This window comes from Streptomyces sp. V4I2, from assembly GCF_030817655.1.
Taxonomy (GTDB): Bacteria; Actinomycetota; Actinomycetes; order Streptomycetales; family Streptomycetaceae; genus Streptomyces; species Streptomyces plumbiresistens.
Genome location: NZ_JAUSZM010000003.1, coordinates 10,106,649 through 10,124,743, shown reverse-complemented (window position 1 = coordinate 10,124,743; position 18,095 = coordinate 10,106,649). Strand labels below are relative to the sequence as shown.

Genomic DNA, 18,095 nt, shown 5'->3' with positions numbered 1-18,095 from the left:
GATCACGAGCAGGGGCACTTGGTAGGGCTCGACCGCGTGATCGGTGGTGTGTCGCGCGGCTCCGGGATCACGAAACAGAGTGCCGCTTGGGTCGGCCGCCCTTGTCCAGGAACCGTCGCAGCCGGGTGTGCGGCCAGACGTTGATCACGTCCTCCTTGGTGAGCCAGCCGCGCTGGGCCGTGCCCACGCCGTATCGCATATGGGCCAGGTGGAGGGTGGAGTGGGCGTCGCTGTCGATCGCGAACTTCACGCCGTGCCGCCGGGCCCGCAGGATGTCCTCGTCACGCAGATCGAGCCGGTCCGGATGGGCGTTGACTTCCAGGGCCGTGCCGGTGCGGGCGCAGGCGGCGAAGATCTCGTCGAGGTCGGCGTCGATACCGGGCCGCTTGCCGAGGATGCGGGTGGTGGGGTGACCGATGATGTTGACATACGGGTTCTCGCAGGCCCGGACGATCCGCCGGGTCAGCGTGCCGCGGTCCTGGTTGAAGTGCGAGTGCACCGAAGCCACGCACAGGTCGAAGCCCGCCAGGAAGCCGTCCGGCCAGTCCACGCCGCCGTCGGGAGCGATGTTCAGCTCCACACCGTGCAGCAACCGCATGCCGCCCCCCTTGCCGTACGCGCGGTCGAGCTGCCGTACCTGATCGCGCTGGGCCACCATCCGCTCGTCGGTCATGCGTTGCATGTACAGGTCCGGCCCGTGGTCGGTGATCGCGTAGTAGCCGTAGCCGCGTTCCGCCGCAGAGCGGATCATCTCCTCCAGCGGGGCGAGGCCGTCGGTGAGGTCGGTGTGGGTGTGCAGGTCGCCCCGGATGTCGGACTCCGTGACCAGGTCGGGCAGTTCACCGCGCTGCCCGGCCTCGATCTCGCCGCGGTCCTCGCGCAGCGTGGGCTCGATCCACGGCAGGCCGAGCCGGGCGTACACGTCCTCCTCCGTCGCGGAAACGATCTTCTCGCCGCTCTCGGCGTCGAACAGCCCGTATTCGGAGAGCTTCAGTCCCTGATGCACGGCGATTTCACGGATCCGGATGTTGTGGGCCTTGGAGCCGGTGAAGTACAGCAGGGCGGCACCCCAGGAGTCGGGCGGCACGACCCGCAAGTCGATCGCCAGCCCCTTGCCGGTGCGAATCGACGTCTTCTTCTCGCCGTGGGCGATGACTTCCGTGACGTCCGGCAGCTCGGTGAACGCCCGCATGACGGGCATTGGCTTCGTCGCCGCGACGAGGACGTCGATGTCACCGATCGTCTCCCGGAAGCGGCGCAGCGACCCGGCGTATGCGCACCGCAGGCAACCGGTCACCCGGGACAGCCCGGCGACGGTCTCCTCGGCGAGGTCGAGGGCCACGTCGAGCAGGACACGGTCCCCGGAGGACTGCAGGAGCTCGATGCCGTGGAGGATCTTCTCCTCCGTCCTGGGGCCGAAGCCTTTCAGGTCGCGCAGCCGCTCCGCATGGATCGCGTCGGCCAGTTCCTCGACGGAGGAGATCCCCAGCTCCTCGTGGAGCGCCAAGGCCTTCTTCGGACCGAGCGCGGGGATGGCCGTCAGCTGCCGGACCCCGGCGGGGATCTTCGCCCGCAGCTCCTCCACGGCGGACACACTGCCGTCGCGGAAGTACTCGACGACCTTCTCGGCGATCGACCTGCCGACACCCGGGATCTGCTGCAGGCCCTTCACGTCGAGCGTCCCGACATCGGCGTGGTGACCGCCGATCGCGCGGGCAGCCTTCTCGTGGACACGCGCCTTGAACGCGTCCCCGCCGGTGATCGAGATCAGGTCCGCATACTCCTGGAACAGTGCGGCGACCTCGTCATTGGACCGAGCCACACCTCCAGGGTAGGCACGGAGCCACTGGTCAAACCCGGCCGGACCGGTTCCACGCGGCCACTGAAGTCGCGGTTGAGGTTGCTCGGCCCGCCTGCTCAGGCTTCTCGTCCGTCGCCGGCCTCGCTGTGCATGCCCATGCACAGAGCCCGGACGACGAAGACGTTCACTGCGACCAACGTCAGGGCCCATAATGCCAACTGTTGCGCGATTCATCAGTGAATCTCAGCGTTTCTTATCTGTTATCTTGATCGGGTGAAGCTTTCCGAGTGGGCGGCACGCAACGGTGTGCACTACCAGACCGCGTGGGCGTGGGCGAAAGAGGGCCGTATGCCGGTCCCGGTGCGCCAGACGCCATCCGGGACATGGCTGGTCGACGAGCCCGCCGCAGAGACGTCCGGCCGGGTCGTGGCGTACTGCCGGGTCTCGTCGGCGGACCAGAAGCCGGACCTTGACCGGCAGGTGGCCCGCGTGGTCCAGGGGGCGACTGGTCTCGGCCTGCCGGTCGCGGAGGTTGTGACCGAGGTCGGCTCGGGGCTGAACGGACGTCGGCGCAAGCTGCACCGGGTGCTGTCCGACCCGCAGGCGGCGGTGATCGTGGTGGAGCACCGTGACCGGCTGGCCCGGTTCGGCGTCGAGCACCTGGAGGCAGTGCTGTCGGCGTCCGGGCGGCGCCTGGTCGTCCTCGACCCCGCCGAGACCGCCGATGACCTGGTGCGGGACATCACCGAGGTGCTCACGTCGATGTGTGCGCGTCTGTACGGGCGGCGGGCGGCGAAGAACCGGGCCGCCCGTGCGGTGGCCGTGGCGACCGGAGAGGCCGCCGAGTGAAGAAGTTCCAGCCGCGGCCCGGGTTTGTCGTGCAGGCGTTCCGGTTCGCTCTGGACCCGAACGCCGCCCAGGAGGACGCGCTCCGTTCGCACTGTGGCGCGGCCAGGGCCGCGTACAACTGGGCCGTCGGCTGGGTCACGGCGTCGTGGTGGCAGCGCAAGGCCGAGGAGACCTACGGCATCCCCGAGGAGTCGCTGACGGATTGGCGGCCGTGGTCGCTACCGTCGCTGCGGAAGGCGTTCAACGCCGCCAAACACACCGATCCCAGGTTCGCGAGCTGGTGGGAGGAAAACTCCAAGGAGGCGTACAACACTGGCCTGGCAGGCGCCGCCGCCGCGTTCGACAACTACGCGAAGTCCAAGAACGGCAAGCGCAAGGGCGCCCGGATGGGTGCGCCGCGGTTCAAGGCCAAGCGGAAGGCGCGTCTGGCCTGCTGGTTCACCACCGGCACGATCCGCGTCGAGGCAGGCGGCCGGCACGTCACGCTGCCCCGGCTCGGAATAATCCGCGTCCACGAACCCACCGTCAAGCTCCTGACCCGCGTCCAGGCCGCAACGGCGCGGATCCTGTCCGCGACGGTCCGGCACGAACGCGGACGCTGGTTCGTCTCCTTCCAGGCCGAGGTCAAGCGAGACCTCGAACGCGTCGCCCGCCCGGACACAGCGGTCGGCATCGACCTCGGGGTGAAGACCCTCGCGGTGATGGCCGACAGCACGGGCGAGATCCGCACCGTCGCCAACCCCGGGCACTACGACCGGGCACGCAAGCACCTGCGCCGAGCCTCCCGCGTCGTCTCCCGACGCCAGGGCCCCGACCGGCGCACCGGACGCAAGGCGTCGAAGCGGTGGGAGAAGGCCAACGCCGCCCGCAACAAGGTCCACCACCGCGTGGCGAACCTCCGCGAAGACGCCCTGCACAAGCTCACCACCGCCGTGACCGCCGAGTACGGCACGATCGTGGTCGAGGACCTCAACGTTGCCGGGATGCTCCGCAACCGGCGTCTGGCACGCAGGACCGCCGACGCCGGATTCGGTGAGATCCGCCGCCAGCTCACCTGCAAGACCCAGCGCCACGCCACCCGCATGATCGTGGCGAGCCGCTGGTACCCCTCCTCCAAGACCTGTTCCGGGTGCGGCGCGGTGAAAGCCAAGCTGCCGCTGCACGTCCGGACCTACGAATGCGACGCCTGCGGCCTGGCCATCGACCGGGACGACAACGCCGCGCTCAACCTCGCCGCCCTCGCGGCGGCCTGCACCACTGGTACCGGAGTGGCCGGAGACCAGGACACCCCCGTGGTGTCGAAGCCTCGTGGAGCCGACCGTAAGACCCGCGCCACCCGCCCCCGCCGCAAGGCGGAGGCGGGGCGGGCAGGTGGCGCAACCCTGCCGCAGCAGCGGCAGACGGAAGCGAGAGACCGTCCTCAAGCCGAAGCCCTCACGCTTTGGTGACGATACGGACCTTCCGGGCAGAAATGCCCGGAACGCTGAGAACCGCTGAGGTTCTGAGCAACGGTAATGCGGCACCCACAGGAAGTTGGCGATCGCGCCGAGCCCTGCCACCGCTACACCGAAGAAGCGTGCCCACAGCGCTCCGATGAGCACGGCGCCCCGTTATCTTCTTCGCGGTCCTGCAATGGGGCCGCTGGCCTCCGGGCCCGGCATGACTTTTGCCCCCTGTCGATCGGATGACCTGGGGTGGTGTCACCGGGCCCGGGAGGTGTCCGTCGGAGACGCTGATCAGAGGTCCGGCCACCGTCCGGTCCGGCGCAATGCCGGACAGTTCGCGGGCGGCAGGTCTGCATAACGTGGATGCGCGAGCACGACACCCGAGCCGAGGCCGGCACCGTCAACACCCCTGGGGAAGGGGCGCGATGTTCGAGATCGAAGACGTGGGCGTGTTCCTGGGCCTGGACGTCGGCAAGACCGCTCATCACGGCCACGGGCTCACCCCGGCCGGGAAGAAGGTCTTCGACAAGCCGCTGCCCAACAGCGAGCCGAAGCTGCGGGCCGTCTTCGACAAACTTACGGCCAAGTCCGGCACCGTCTTGGTGATCGTCGACCAGCCCGCCTCGATTGGCGCCCTGCCGCTGACTGTCGCCCGCGATGCGGGCTGCCGTGTCGCCTACCTGCCCGGACTGGCCATGCGCCGGATCGCCGACCTCTATCCCGGCGAGGCCAAGACCGACGCGAAGGACGCCGCGGTGATCGCGGACGCGGCCCGCACCATGCCGCACACCCTGCGGTCCCTGGAGCTGACCGACGAGATCACCGCCGAACTCACGGTCCTCGTCGGCTTCGACCAGGACCTCGCGGCCGAGGCCACCCGCACCTCCAACCGGATACGCGGCCTGCTCACCCAGTTCCACCCCTCGCTGGAACGCGTCCTGGGCCCCCGCCTCGACCACCAGGCCGTCACCTGGCTGCTGGAACGCTACGGCTCCCCGGCCGCCCTGCGCAGGGCCGGTCGCCGCAGACTCGTGGAGCTGATCCGCCCGAAAGCCCCCCGCATGGCCACCCGGCTGATCGACGACGTCTTCGACGCGCTCGACGAACAGACCGTCGTCGTCCCCGGCACCGGCACCCTCGACATCGTCATCCCCTCCCTGGCCGCCTCCCTGGCCGCCGTCCACACCCAACGCCGGGCGATGGAAGCCCAGATCAACGCCCTGCTGGAGGCGCACCCTCTTTCCCCGGTCCTGACGTCGATGCCCGGCGTCGGCGTCAGGACCGCCGCCGTCCTGCTGGTCACCGTCGGCGACGGCACCAGCTTCCCCACCGCCGCCCACCTGGCCTCCTACGCCGGCCTCGCCCCGACCACGAAGTCGTCCGGGACCTCGATCCACGGTGAACACGCGCCACGGGGCGGAAACCGCCAGCTCAAACGGGCGATGTTCCTGTCCGCCTTCGCCTGCATGAACGCCGACCCGGCCTCCCGCGCCTACTACGACAAGCAACGCGCCCGCGGCAAGACCCACACCCAGGCACTCCTCCGCCTCGCCCGCCAACGCATCAGCGTCCTGTTCGCCATGCTCCGAGACGGCACCTTCTACGAATCCCGCCCGCCCGCGGACGTTGAGCTCGCCGCATAACCCCAGCAAGACCGAATCATCCCAAACCCGACAGGGGTGCCTTGACGAAGGACATAGAGGCACCCCCCGCCCCGCAAGGACGATGACGACGCCCAGAACGAGGTGCACCCAGCCCCAGCCCGCCAGACTGAACTCGACCACGTAATTGCGCGTCGCGATGAACAGCCGAACTCCCGAGCAACGTGATCCCTCTCAGCGTGGCGCGACGGCTCTCCGTCGGCACTCCGAGCTGTCGAAGGCGCAGACCAGACCGTCTCGGTGCCGCCGGTGGGCGCTCAACCACGCATTGGCCAGACGTTCGCCGACATCGCGTCGACCGAGTACGCCAGACCCGCAACCGTACGTACGTCACCTGCCGTCCCATGTCGGGAGCCCGGATGATCGCCGGGCGCGCACTTCCGAGTGGAGGACAGATGACGGACAGTGCCGTCGGCACCCCACGTGCCGCCGACCGGCATCGGCCGAACGACCGTGGCGGCCGACGCGGCCGGACGTTCGGGCTGCTGGGCTGTGGCGTCGTGCTCGCCGGACCGTTCGCTCTGCTCGTCGTACGGCTGACGGGGCTGGACGCGGGAACACCGCTCGCCGTGCCCATGGTGCTCTTCCCCTACGCGGCCGCACTCAGCGTGCTCGTGCTGAGCGCCATGCTCGCCGTTCCCGCTCTCCGCTCGCGATGGGCGGTGACTGTCGCCGTACTACTCACGGCACCTCAAGTCGCCCTGCTGGTGCCGCGCTTCATACCGGACCAGCAGCATGTCCCGGCCCGGTCAGCGGAGTTGCGCGTGGCCAGCCTCAACGCCGACCTCGGCGGAGTGGATCCGCGGGCGCTGGTGCGGCTCGTCCGGGCCGAGCGGATCGACGTCCTGGCCGTGCAACAGCTGCCGTCCGCCGGCGTTGCCGCGCTCGCCAAGGCCGGTCTGAGTACGTTGCTGCCGTACAACGAACTCCACCCGGAGTACGACTCCTCGATCTACTCGCGGATCCCGCTGACCGACGGCGGCACGCTGCACGCCGACACCGCCTGGCCGCAGACCACCGCCGACGTGAGAGTCGGCGGACGCACCGTACGGCTGGTGGCCGTCCACACCTACTACCCGCTCGGGGACCCGAAGCGCTGGACACGGGACATGACCGCCCTCACCTCCGTGGCCCGGCGCAGCGGCCCGGACACCGTCTTCCTGGGCGACTTCAACGCCTCCCTCGACCACGCGCCCATGCGTAAGCTGCTCGCGTCGGGCCTCATCGACACCCACGCCGAACTCGGCCGCGGATGGGCCCGCACCTGGCCTGTCGGCATGACGCTCATACCGCCACTGGTCCAGCTCGACCACGTGCTGCACGGCTCCGGCCTGGCGGGCGTCTCCGTCGGCGAACGGACCGTGCCGGGCACGGATCACCGCGCGGTCGTCGCCGTGCTGGCGCTGCTGCCGACGAAGGAGCGTGCCGGTGACCGCGACTGACCGCTCCCCCGGTCAGGGCGGCATCCCTCCTCGCACCAACGGGACAAGACCCAGCCGCGCCCGATGAGCGTTGCTGACCAGCCCGTCGGCTACTGAGCCGACGTCGTCAACGCAGACCGTTGACCAGAGCGAATGCATCCACGGTTTTGGGGTGCGTCCTGCCCAGTCGGGTGTGCAGGATCTGTGCGCCCCGGCGAGCGAGGTCCGCTGCGGTCGGGTCGTTCAAGCTGTGCAGGACTCGGGCCTTGAACAGCAGGACGTACCCGATGTACAGGTGATCCGGCGCATATCTGGCCTCGCGGATCTGCAGCGCCCGCGAGATCAGCGGCACGGCCGTGGCGTAGTCTCCGAGGTCGACGTGGACGTTCGCCAGTGCAATCAGGTCGAAGCTCACGAACGGGTCGTCCGGCCCGTACGCCGTCTCGTCGATCTGCAGCGCCCGCTCGGCCAGTGGCTGTGCCGCCCTGTGTTCGCCGAGGATGCACAGTAGCCGCGCGAGCGTGGCCAGGTCCGTCGCGATGGCGGGACTGTCCGCCGGCAGACAGGACTCGTGCAGGCGCAGCGCGCGTTCCGCCAGTGGGCGTGCCGTCTCCGGCGCGTTGAGGTCCTTGTGGATCTGGGCCAGGGTGATCAGGTCGAAGCCGGCCTCCGCAGCCCGGCCCTCGAGCGACTCGTCGATCGCGAGGGCACGTTCACACAGGGGCAGCGCCACCGAGCAATCCCCGATCTGGATGAGGAACTCCGACGCCAGCCTTAGCAGCACCGCCGTCTCCGCAGCGCACTCGGCCGGTGGATCGTCCTTGGTCACCGCAAGGACGTGCGGGAGCAGCTCCTGCCACCGCGGCCGCGCGTCCGGGTCGCCGTGGATGTCGTGCGGCACAGCCGCGAGCAGCGCACGACACAGCTGGACCCGAGCGTCAGTGCGTACCTCGTCCGGCATCGGGGCCCGGATGGCGGCCTGAACCAGCCGGTGCAGCACCAGGGACGCGTTCTCGCGTCTCGCGAGACCCAGACCAGCCAGGGCGCCGACCGTCGTGTCCCACACCAGCGGGTCGGCTGCGGCTCCGTTCAGCGTTTCGGGGCTGCCGGTGAACAGGTCCAGCGGGATCGGCTCCGGGGCCAGCAGGGCACACAGCTCCAGCAGCCGCACCGCCTGGGGCTGGTCCGTGTTCAGCTTTTGCACACTGAGCCTCCACAGGCTCGCGACCACCTCCGCCGCCGGCCGGTCGGCCAGCTCGCCCCGCGCGATCATGTCCTCCAGCCGCGACGTCAGCAGAGTGAGGTACTCCTCGGGCGCCGTGTGGTTGTAGCCCATGTACCCGGCCGCCTGCTCCAACGCCAGTGGCAGGTCCCCCAGTTGCTCGGCGATCCGTTCCGCCACCGCCTCGGTCATTCCGGGCACCCGCCCGACCAGCAGCTTCACCGACTCTTGCCTGGTGAACACGTCCAGTTCGATGACGCCGGCTCTGCCCGACCAGCCGCTCACCCTGGTCGTGACGATGACATGGCCGTTGCTCGCCAGGCCACCCGACGGCAGCGCGTGCGTGAGCGTGCCCGGTTTCTCCCCGTTGTCGAAGATGATCAGAAATGGCCTGTGGTCCAGCAGCTTGCCGTACACCCGTGGGATGGCCTGGTCGGAGCTGACCTCCGTCAACCCCAGCTGCCCGGCCAGCGATACGAAGTGCGACGCCACCAGATCGGAGTCCTCGGCGCCCACGAACGCGACGAACCGGTACTTCGACAGGTAGCGGTAGGCGTACTCGATCGCGAGTTGGGTCTTGCCGACGCCACCGAGCCCCTGCACAGCCAGCATCGCGACGCCGTTCCCCGAGGTGAGGCGCTGCCGCACCTCCCGCAACGTGGCGTCGCGGCCGGTGAAGTTGGTGTTGCGCGGCGGCAGCCGGTACGGCGCGGGCGCGAGCTGGTCCCGGGCACGGTCGCGGCGTGGCGCCTGCCACACCCCGACAACGGACAGGGGTATCAGGATGAGGAGCACCACCCACGGGTGGACACGCACATAGTCGAGCGGTCCCGGCCAACGACTCTGCCCAGACGCCGCGTTGAAGGCAAGACTGCCGACGAACAGTACGAGCAAACCGGCCACCGCGCTGGCCAGCGTTCGCCACATGGTTCCCTCTTCGGTAAGACGGCGACCGCAACAATCAACAGTCGGCGCGATCTTATCCCAGGAGCCGCACCGCCCAAGGGGAATCGACCAGCGTCAGCGGACCGTCAGCACCGGATGCGGGCCGGACAGTCATGCGAAAGACGGCCACCGATCGGCGGCCCACTCGAGCCAACCCGACCACCCAGGAGGCGGATCGCCAATCTCGTCCCCGTCGAGTTCCGTGGCGTCGGGCTCCTCGAACAGCGTTCTCCAGTGCAAGAGGTCCGCCTCGCTCATCGGGAAGGTCTGATCCGGAGTGGTCGATCGGCGATGGGCGATCCGGGCGAGTTGGGTCTCATGGTCCACCGGCACGTACACGAGGTGACAAGACGCGCTCACGGACTCCGCCAACCAGCGGATCGCGGACCTCTCGTCACGAGACCAGCAGCCGAAATCCAGGACCACGTCGGTTCCCAGCCTCAGCGCCTCCAGACCAAGCCAGAGCAGCCGTCCTTCCAGTACATCGCGCTTCCCGTCCGCATCCGGCTCTCCGAACAGCGGGATCATCCACTCATCAGGCGTCAGCCGCAGCGCACTGTGCTCCTTGGCCAGTTGCCGAGCCCTGGTGGTCTTTCCGGCCCCTGGTAGGCCGACCGTCAGGAACAACGTGGTCACACCCGGATCGTTCAGGGAAACCACGGGGAGGACAACTGCTTTCTCTGGCTTTCTCTGCTTTCGCCACCCGCTGAACCCCGCTTGCGCCGCGGCCGGCCCCGGCGGTGTTCCGTACTGGATCAGGCGGCGCGACCGGCCTTGAGGGCGGCCGCAGTGTCGACGACGCGGCGGGCCTGGTAGCGGGCCGCCTGCAAAGCCACTTCGCCGGGTGGGCCGTCGATCTCGGCCTGTTGCGGCGCCCGGCGTAACGCTGGTGGAACGTACGGTCAACGGCCGGCCGGGGCTGGTGGCTCGACGGGGCGGCGTCACCGTATCGGTGATGGCGTTCGACGTCATGGGCGACCGGATCCATCGCATCTGGGCCGTCCTCAATCCCAACAAGCTCCGCTCGTGGGCGCTCCGCCTGGTAGTCCAGCTCACATCCAGGTCTCGAGCCACATTCTGGTGTGCCAACTGGGATATGGAATCGTCTGACCCGTGTAGACGGGGAAGAAGTAGATGAAGTTCCAGGTGCTGAGCAGCACCAGCGCGCCTGCGGCCACCGCACCGCGTTTGCGGCGTCTTTCCTGCGTGCCCGGCGGGCCCAGCAGCGCGCCCAGCATCATCGCCACGGCCAGCCACAGGTACGGCACGAAGACGACGGCGTAGAAGGAGAAGATCGTGCGGTCCTGGTAGAGGAACCAGGGCAGGTAACCGGCGCCCGCGGCGCACAGGACGGCGCCGGCGCGCCAGTCGCGGCGCAGCGCCCACCGATAGAGCAGATACACGAGGGCGCAGCAGGCCGACCACCACAGGAGCGGTGTGCCCAGGGCCAGGACGGTCTGCGAGCAGTCGGCGGTCGTGTGGCAGCCGTCGGTCCCGGGTTTCGGCGATTCGTAGTGGAACAGCACAGGACGGCCCAGGACCAGCCAACTCCAGGGGTTGGACTCGTACTTGTGGGGAGTGTGCAGCCCCACATTGAACTGGTAGACGCCGTACTCGTAGTGCCACAGGCTGCGGAGCGGGGCCGGGATCCAGGACCAGGTGCCGCCGCGGCCGTCCGCCCAGTGTCGTCCGTAGCCGTTCTCGGACAGGAACCAGCCGGTCCAGGTCGCCAGATACGTCACGACAGCGACCGGGAGCAGGGACACCACCGACCAGCCGAGGTCCTTGCGCAGCACCGCCCGATAGGGGCGGCGCGCCCCGGCGACGCGGCGGGCGCCGACGTCCCACAGCAAGGTGAGGATCACGAAGAAGGCGAGGAAGTACAGGCCGTTCCATTTGGTGGAGGCCGCCAGTCCCAGGAAGAGGCCGGCGGCTAGCCGCCAGGGACGCAGTCCAGTCCCGGCATGGTCACCGGTGTGCGCGTCCGGACGACCATCCGCGTCAGCCGGGAGGGCTGCCGCGATCCGGGCCCGCGCCTGGTCGCGGTCGATGAGCAGGCAGCCGAACGCCGCCAGTACGAAGAACATGACGACGAGGTCGAGCAGAGCGGTGCGGCTCATCACGTAGTGCAGGCCGTCCACCGCCATCAGGGCGCCGGCCAGGCAGCCCAGCAGTGTCGAGCGGAACAGGCGCCGTCCTATGCGGCACAGCATCAGCACCGACAGCGTGCCCAGCACCGCTGTCATGAAGCGCCAGCCGAAGGGGGTGAGGCCGAACATCCACTCGCCGAGGGCGATCACCCACTTGCCCGTCGGCGGGTGCGCGACGAATGCCCCGGTGTCGGAGAGCGGGATCACCTGGGGGTCGGCCAGGATCTGCGGGTCGGCGATCTTACGGTCCGGCCAGGTGCTCTCGTAGCCGAGCCGCAGCAAGGACCAGGCGTCCTTGGCGTAGTACGTCTCGTCGAAGACGAGGTCGTGCGGCCGGCCCAGACGCCACACGCGCAGCAGCCCGGCCAGGAGCGCCACCAGCAGCGGCCCGCCCCACCCCGACCAGCGCGCCGGCCGACCCGACCCCACCGGGGACAGCCCCAGCGTGCGCCACACACGTGACCCGGTTTCGGGAAAGGGCACCACCAGGCGGTCACGCACGGACGTACGCGGACGCTCCACATACCCGAACAGGCGCAGCCGCCGCTCCCAGGAGGTCGGCCGGCGATTCGCCGCCTTCCGCGGTACGTCGACAATGGCCGACGCGTTCTCACGGATCACGTGGTCAGCTTTCAACTCGTCGAGAGCAGGACTAGTGGGGATCAGCTGCCCGGCGGTCGGTGGTCGGTGGTAGTCACGCCGGCTCAAGCAGCCCCGACCCATCGAGGACCGCTTGACCTGGCCAAGGCGCTACCTGGTGGTTGAGGTCCGTGAGGGCATCGGGACCGGCTCGGGCGTTGAGGGGCGGTACGGCATCGGCACCGGCCTGGTGGTCGACGTGCAGCTCGGCATCGGCACCCCCTTGGCGGTGGAGGCGGGTCGGACCGTCGACGGCATCGGCACCGGCCCGGTGGTCGACGTGCAGCTCGGCATCGGCACCCCCTTGGCAGTGGAGGCGGAGCGGGCCGTCGACGGCATCGGGGCCGACTCGGCAGAGGCGACGGGGCGATGCTGAGGGTCGGCAGACCCGCCCTGGGCGAATGAGCTCGGCATGACCATCAGTCCGACGCCGAGTCCGGCAACGGTCAGCACGGATCCGGTGGCCATCCAGGCCGTCCGGGCCCGCTGTCGGGCGCGAACACCGGCTTGCAGCCGGTATCGGTGCCGGTCCTCATAGGGCGTGTCCTTGTGGCTGTCACGCATCATGCGTGCCAGGTCCTGCTCGAAGTGATCCATGGCTCCTTCTTCACTCCACCGGCTCGACTGCCTCGGCAAGAAGCTGCCGCAACCGTGCGACGCCGCGTGCTGTGAGGGAACGGGCGGTGCCCACCGGACACCCCAGCACCTCCGCGACGTGCCGCTCGGGCAGATCCTGGTAGTAGCGCAGCACCACCGCGGCCCGCTGACGTGCCGGCAGCAGCGCCAACATGGCCTCCAACCGGGTCCGTTCGTCCACGGCGGCGGTCTCGTCTCCCACCTCGGGCGGGTCGGGCAGCTGGTCCACGGGGTGCTCGCCCCACCATCGACGCCGTGACGATCGAGCCGCGGCACGGGCCAGAACCCTGCGCACATACGCCTCGGGCGCCTGCTCGCCCACCTTCGGCCAGGCGAACCACAGCTTGACCAGCGCCTCCTGCAGCAGATCCTCGGCCCGGTGCCGGTCTCCACCGGTGAGCAGCCGCGCCAGGTGAAGCAACGCCGACCACCGAGCCGTCACGAACCGGTCGAACTCGTCGGCCCGCAACTGCCCCATCAGCGTCGTCCCTTACCTCAACACGCCCCTACACCTTCATAAAGACACTGACCCCTACCCCGCTATGCACCCCCGGCGTGTGGTCTGGCTCACACAGACCCTCGCTGACGGTGCCCACGACGCGACTTGGCTGCCCACCCTCCCCCTGTGCAGCCGTCGAAGCCTGACGAGCACCGGCCCGAACGCCGCTCTGCCCGGACTCGCCACGCACGGCCCCGCTCACGCCGCGAAGACGCGACAGGGGCCGAAGTGCCTCGGGGGGAAGGCACTTCGGCCCCTCTTCGCCGGGTTCAGACCCCGACGGGAACCGGCTTGTCGGTGTCGGCCGGCACGTCGCCCTCCTTGATGCCGTACCGCGTGTAGAAGCGGGCCAGCGGGCCCGGGGCCCACCAAGCCGCCCTGCCCATCAGCTTCATGACGGCCGACCCCAGCAGGATGCGCACCACCAGTACGTCCACCAGGACCGCGAACACCATGCCGACGCCGAAGAGCTTCATGGTCAGCACATCGCTCATCCCGATCGCCGCGAGCGGCACGCACATCAGCAACGCGGCGCTCACGACCAGGCGGCCGATGGACTGCAGCCCGGTCGCCACGGCCTCCGTGCTGTCGTTCAGCTGGTCGTACTGCTCCCGCATCCGGGACACCAGGAACACCTCGTAGTCCATGGAGAGTCCGAAGATCAGCGCGAACAGCATGATCGGCATGTTGGGCTCGATGTTGCCCGTCGGATCGAAGCCGAGCAGGCCGTTCAGATGGCCGTCCTGGAAGATCCAGACGAGCACGCCGAAGGTCGCGGACAGCGACAGCAGGTTCATCGCGATCGCCTTCAGCGGCAGCAGCACCGAGCCGAACGCGAGGAACAGCAGGATGTACGTCATCACCGCGATGTAGAGCAGCATCCACGGCAGGGTCTCGCCGAGTGCGTCCAGGGTGTCGTCGTAGACCGCCGACTCACCGCCGAAGTACGCGTGGGCGCCCGGCGGTTCGGGGACGTCCTTGAGCCGGTTCACCAGGTCGCGCGCATGGGTCGAGATCGCGTTGCCGTCGAAGGTGACCGACACCCGGGCCGTGGTGCCCTCGGCGCCGGTGATTCGGGCCGTCTTCGCGCCCTCGGTGGCGCCGAGCCGCTCAGCGTACGCCTGGAGCGCCGCGCCCTGCTCCTTCGAGGTCGCGTCGGACTTCAGCACGAGCAGCGAGTCGATGGACTTCACCGCGTCGCCGTCGAAGTCGCGCTCCATGGTGTTGAAGACCTGGCGGCCCTCGGAACTGCTCGGCAGCTGCTGTGCGTTGATGGAGCCGAATTCGATCTTGGAGAACGGCAGGGCGAGCGTCAGCAGCAGGCCCACCGCGCCCACCAACACGACTCCCCGCCGCCGCATCACTCCGTGCCCGAACCGGTACCAGGCACCCTCGCCCGCCACCGTCGGGCGCACGGCCTTCTTGCGGCGGCGCAGCGGGAAGGCATTGACCTTCGGGCCCAGCACGGCGAGCACCGCGGGCAGCGCGACCAGCGAGAAGAGCACCGACAGCACGACCGCGGCCACACCGCCGTACGACATCGACTTCAGGAACGTCGACGGGAAGAGGGTCAGGCCGGCCAGCGCCGCCGCGACCGTGGTGCCGGAGATCACCACGGTGCGCCCGGCCGTGGCGATCGTGCGCCCGAGCGCCGCTTCGCCGGTGTAGCCGCGTTCCAGTTCCTCGCGGTAGCGGCTCACGATCAGCAGGCCGTAGTCGATGGCGACCGCGAGACCCAGGATCGTGACCAGGCTCATGGCGAACACGGACACATCGGTGATGTTCGAGATGACCCGCAGGACGGCCATCGAGCCCAGGATGGAGAGCACGCCGACGACCAGCGGAAGTCCGGCCGCGACCAGACCGCCGAACACGACCAACAGGAACAGGAAGAGCACGGGGGCCGAGATGATTTCCGCGTGCCTCAGGTCGTGTTCGATCTTCTCACCGGCCTGATAGCCGGTGGGCACGGTTCCGCCCTGCAGGGTCTCCAGGCCGGGTGCCGGGATCTGGTCCTTGATCGCCTTGTACGAGTCCTCCTTGGCCTTCTCGCTGTTGCCGTGGAGGTTCAGCGCGACGTAGGTGGCGTGCCGGTCGTGGCTGACCTGCGCCGGCATCTTGGTCTGCCAGAAGTGCAGGTAGCCGGTCACGTCCGCCTTCGGCAGGGACTCCACCTGCTGGACGACCGCCTGCTGGAACGACGGGTCATCGACGGTGCGGTCCTCGTCGCGGTAGACGATCACGGCATCCGGTGTCCGCTGCGGGAACGCCTTCTCAGCGATCTTTTCCGCGTGCCGGCTGTCGGAGCCGGGGTCTTGGAAGCCGAGCGGTGTCAGGGAGCCGAAGACACCGGCACCGTAGGCCCCGGACAGGACGGCGAACAGCAAGGTCAGTACCAGCAGGGGCTTTCGTCTCCGGTGAAGCAGACGCCCAAAGCTGTCAAACATGATTTCTCCTGGATCGTTGGCGAGCGCCGGGCAGGACTGTGTGGCGGGGTCGTGGCGGAGTGCGTTCAGGTCGCCACCGGTCCGCCGCAACACCGCGCTCGAAGTGGTGGGCGGGAAGCTGAAGCCGGCCGAGTTCGACAGGGCGTGGCGGCTCAGGAAGTTGATGAGCCTGGGCTCATCGGGCGCAAAGGAGACACCTCTGCGCTGGTCGTACGCTCGTCGGCGGTTCGGCTGGCTGCCGGGCAAGGACGCTCTCGCCGGCCGCGAGGGCAAGTGCCGGAAGACGAGGGTCTGTCGGGACTCGGCCCAGCCCCGAGGTATCCGCAGGACTGCCGGCCGACGCGCTGCTCGCCGGTGTGGTGGGTGCTCGCGAGGACCGGCTGTCAGCCGAGGCCGAGGATGGCATCGACCAGCAGGTCCGGCTGCTGCTCCTGCAGGAAGTGACCGGCGTCGGGAACCGTCACATGGTCCCGCCCCTTCGCACCCGGCACGCGGGCGCGGAAGAGCTGCTCGTAAATGAGCGTGATGTCCTCGTGATCGGCGAAGGCGGTGAGGAACGGCTTCTCGAAGGCTGCCAGCCCGGCCCAGGCGCGGCGCAACATCGAGGCGGGCGGGTCCGTGGCGTCGAGCGACACCAGGTGCGGGAACTGCCGCACTCCGGCGAAGTGCCGCTCGGACGGGAAGGGGGCGTCGTAGGCGGCCGCTTCCTCCTCGGTGAGGACGTGGACGGTCTGGTTGAGGGCGCTGTCGGGACTGCCGACCGCCCACGAGGCGGTCAGGTCGGGCGACTCGGACTGCTCCCGCCAGCGCAGGAATGCGCCGGCCGCATGCGCGAAGTCCTCCGGAGTGAACGCGGCCATGACGTCCGGGTCGGTCAGGCCGGTGTTGGCGGCGACCACGGCCGCGAAACGGTCGGGTGTGACCCCGACGTGCACGAGGAAGACGAACCCGCCCCAGTCCTGACCGAACAGGGTGATGTCCGCCAGGTCGAGCTGGTCCAGCCAGGCGCCGGTCCAGCCCACGTGAGACTCGTAGGTGTACGCGGCCCGGTCGACCGGCTTGTCGGAGCGGCCGAATCCGATCAGGTCGGGAACCAGGACGCGTCGGCCGGCTGCCACCAACCCGGGAATCATCTTGCGGTAGAGGTAGCCCCAAGTCGGCTCGCCGTGAGCGAGGACCACGACCGGGCCGTCGGCCGGCCCCTCGTCGATGTAGTGCATGCGCAGGCCCTCACCGACCGTGGCGTACCGAGGCTCGTACGGCCAGTCGGGGAGGCCGACGAAGCGCTCGTCAGGTGTTCGTTCGTAGTCCATGCGAGGAACCATAACAGCGTTTTCATTGCTCACTCCAAACCCGTTCGCGTGCCACCTGACCGGACGGGCATCGATCGCCTCGTGCTGACCTGGCATTATTCGAGGAAGACCCGTTTCAAGGTTGGCGCGACCCTGGGTGGGTAGCACCAACCGACCGCAGCTCGATGCGTCACCGAGGGGGCATTCGTAACGCTGTTGCAATATGCTGGCGCCATGGCCAGGCTCAAGACACATGACGAAGCGCTCCGGCTCCGGCTCCTGCACCGCGCGGCCGCCACGGTCTTCGACCGCGGCACGGCCGCGCTGAGCCTGCGACAGCTCGCGGCGGACGCGAAGACCTCGACCACGGCGGTCTACTCGCTGTTCGGCAGCAAGGCCGGCCTGCTCAGCAGCCTGTACCAGGAGGCCGTGCGGCTCTTCGTCGAGCGCCTGGCCACCCTGCATCCGACGGACGACCCGGCCGGCGACGTGATCCGCATCGGGCTCGCCTATCGCGAATACGCCGTCGCCAACCCACATCTCTACGCGATCCTCTTCTCCGACCGCAGTGCCCAGTGCCCGTCCGACTCGGACAGGCCGCGCGAGACCGTCGAGACGTACCGGCCCCTCGTCGACGCCGTGAGCCGCGGGCAGCGGGCCGGGCAGTTCAGTTCCGCGTCCGACCCCGAGGTCATCGCACTGTCGGTCTGGGGAATGGCCCACGGCCTGGTCTCCCTGGTGCTGTCGGGCAACGAGCCGCAGGGGCTCGCGGTCGCCGACTGCTACGAGCGGGCACTGCGGGCGTTGGTGACGGGATGGCGAGCCGGGGAGGAGCCGGTTGCGGGGTTCGCGAATGTGACGTGACCCCGGAGCGGATTCTCACTCCGCGCCTGGACGTACCGTTCAGCGGGGCTTTCGCGAGGGGCCCGGCGTTCACGCCCGCGAGGACATCGCACCCTTCGGGGTCCCGGCCGCCCCCGACCACGTCCTGCCACACGGGGACCGGCACGCCGCTGGAGCACCCTCCGAGGGAGCGGGGATCAGGGCCGGACACCCTGCCGCCGACGTGAGTACCGGCTACGGGCCTG

Annotated in this window: 13 protein-coding genes; 6 read left to right on the top strand and 7 right to left on the bottom strand. The window is 69.2% G+C overall.

Annotated elements, in window-relative coordinates; all coding sequences use genetic code 11:
* Positions 1-67: 67 nt before the first annotated feature.
* The gene (gene polX, locus QFZ76_RS47310) at positions 68-1,822 is read right to left on the bottom strand and encodes a DNA polymerase/3'-5' exonuclease PolX (protein WP_307679489.1); all 1,755 of its coding nucleotides are present in this window, start codon (positions 1,820-1,822) and stop codon (positions 68-70) included.
* 252 nt (positions 1,823-2,074) lie between these two features.
* Here polX and QFZ76_RS47305 point away from each other — a divergent pair, with 252 nt between their 5' ends.
* From QFZ76_RS47305 to QFZ76_RS47290, 4 genes are all read left to right on the top strand, one after another.
* On the top strand, positions 2,075-2,650 hold the full coding sequence (locus tag QFZ76_RS47305) for an IS607 family transposase (protein ID WP_307679487.1): 576 nt from the start codon (positions 2,075-2,077) through the stop codon (positions 2,648-2,650).
* Positions 2,647-4,098, top strand: coding sequence for an IS607 family element RNA-guided endonuclease TnpB (gene tnpB, locus QFZ76_RS47300; RefSeq protein WP_307679486.1), 1,452 nt, complete (start codon positions 2,647-2,649; stop codon positions 4,096-4,098). The genes QFZ76_RS47305 and tnpB overlap by 4 nt, the downstream gene beginning before the upstream one ends.
* 422 nt (positions 4,099-4,520) lie before the next feature.
* Positions 4,521-5,738: an IS110 family transposase gene (locus QFZ76_RS47295; RefSeq protein ID WP_307679485.1), complete on the top strand. Its 1,218-nt coding sequence runs from the start codon at positions 4,521-4,523 to the stop codon at positions 5,736-5,738.
* A 413-nt stretch (positions 5,739-6,151) separates the two neighbouring features.
* Positions 6,152-7,198, top strand: coding sequence for an endonuclease/exonuclease/phosphatase family protein (locus QFZ76_RS47290; protein WP_307679484.1), 1,047 nt, complete (start codon positions 6,152-6,154; stop codon positions 7,196-7,198).
* A gap of 106 nt (positions 7,199-7,304) precedes the next feature.
* On the opposite strand, the gene fxsT is transcribed toward QFZ76_RS47290, so the two are convergent.
* The 3 genes from fxsT to QFZ76_RS47270 all read right to left on the bottom strand — a co-directional run bounded on the left by fxsT (position 7,305) and on the right by QFZ76_RS47270 (position 12,115).
* Positions 7,305-9,326, bottom strand: coding sequence for an FxSxx-COOH system tetratricopeptide repeat protein (fxsT, locus tag QFZ76_RS47285; protein WP_307679483.1), 2,022 nt, complete (start codon positions 9,324-9,326; stop codon positions 7,305-7,307).
* A 129-nt stretch (positions 9,327-9,455) separates the two neighbouring features.
* On the bottom strand, positions 9,456-9,980 hold the full coding sequence (locus QFZ76_RS47280) for an ATP-binding protein (RefSeq protein WP_307679482.1): 525 nt from the start codon (positions 9,978-9,980) through the stop codon (positions 9,456-9,458).
* A 416-nt stretch (positions 9,981-10,396) separates the two neighbouring features.
* Entirely contained in the window at positions 10,397-12,115 is a 1,719-nt protein-coding gene (locus QFZ76_RS47270; RefSeq protein ID WP_373464467.1) for a dolichyl-phosphate-mannose--protein mannosyltransferase, read from the bottom strand.
* A 136-nt stretch (positions 12,116-12,251) separates the two neighbouring features.
* Between QFZ76_RS47270 and QFZ76_RS47265 the strand changes: the two genes are divergently transcribed.
* Entirely contained in the window at positions 12,252-12,509 is a 258-nt protein-coding gene (locus QFZ76_RS47265) for a hypothetical protein (protein ID WP_307679481.1), read from the top strand.
* A 231-nt stretch (positions 12,510-12,740) separates the two neighbouring features.
* Here QFZ76_RS47265 and QFZ76_RS47260 read toward each other — a convergent pair whose 3' ends face one another.
* The 3 genes from QFZ76_RS47260 to QFZ76_RS47250 form a co-directional block, all read right to left on the bottom strand.
* The gene (locus QFZ76_RS47260) at positions 12,741-13,247 is read right to left on the bottom strand and encodes a SigE family RNA polymerase sigma factor (protein ID WP_266446521.1); all 507 of its coding nucleotides are present in this window, start codon (positions 13,245-13,247) and stop codon (positions 12,741-12,743) included.
* Positions 13,248-13,537: 290 nt separating this feature from the next.
* Positions 13,538-15,715: an MMPL family transporter gene (locus QFZ76_RS47255; RefSeq protein WP_307679480.1), complete on the bottom strand. Its 2,178-nt coding sequence runs from the start codon at positions 15,713-15,715 to the stop codon at positions 13,538-13,540.
* 383 nt (positions 15,716-16,098) lie between these two features.
* Complete coding sequence (locus QFZ76_RS47250) at positions 16,099-17,028, bottom strand: haloalkane dehalogenase (RefSeq protein WP_307679479.1); 930 nt, start codon at positions 17,026-17,028, stop codon at positions 16,099-16,101.
* A gap of 213 nt (positions 17,029-17,241) precedes the next feature.
* On the opposite strand from QFZ76_RS47250, the gene QFZ76_RS47245 reads away from it, so the two are divergent.
* A complete protein-coding gene (locus QFZ76_RS47245; protein WP_307679478.1) occupies positions 17,242-17,871 on the top strand; it encodes a TetR/AcrR family transcriptional regulator in 630 nt (209 codons plus the stop codon).
* Positions 17,872-18,095: the final 224 nt, after the last annotated feature.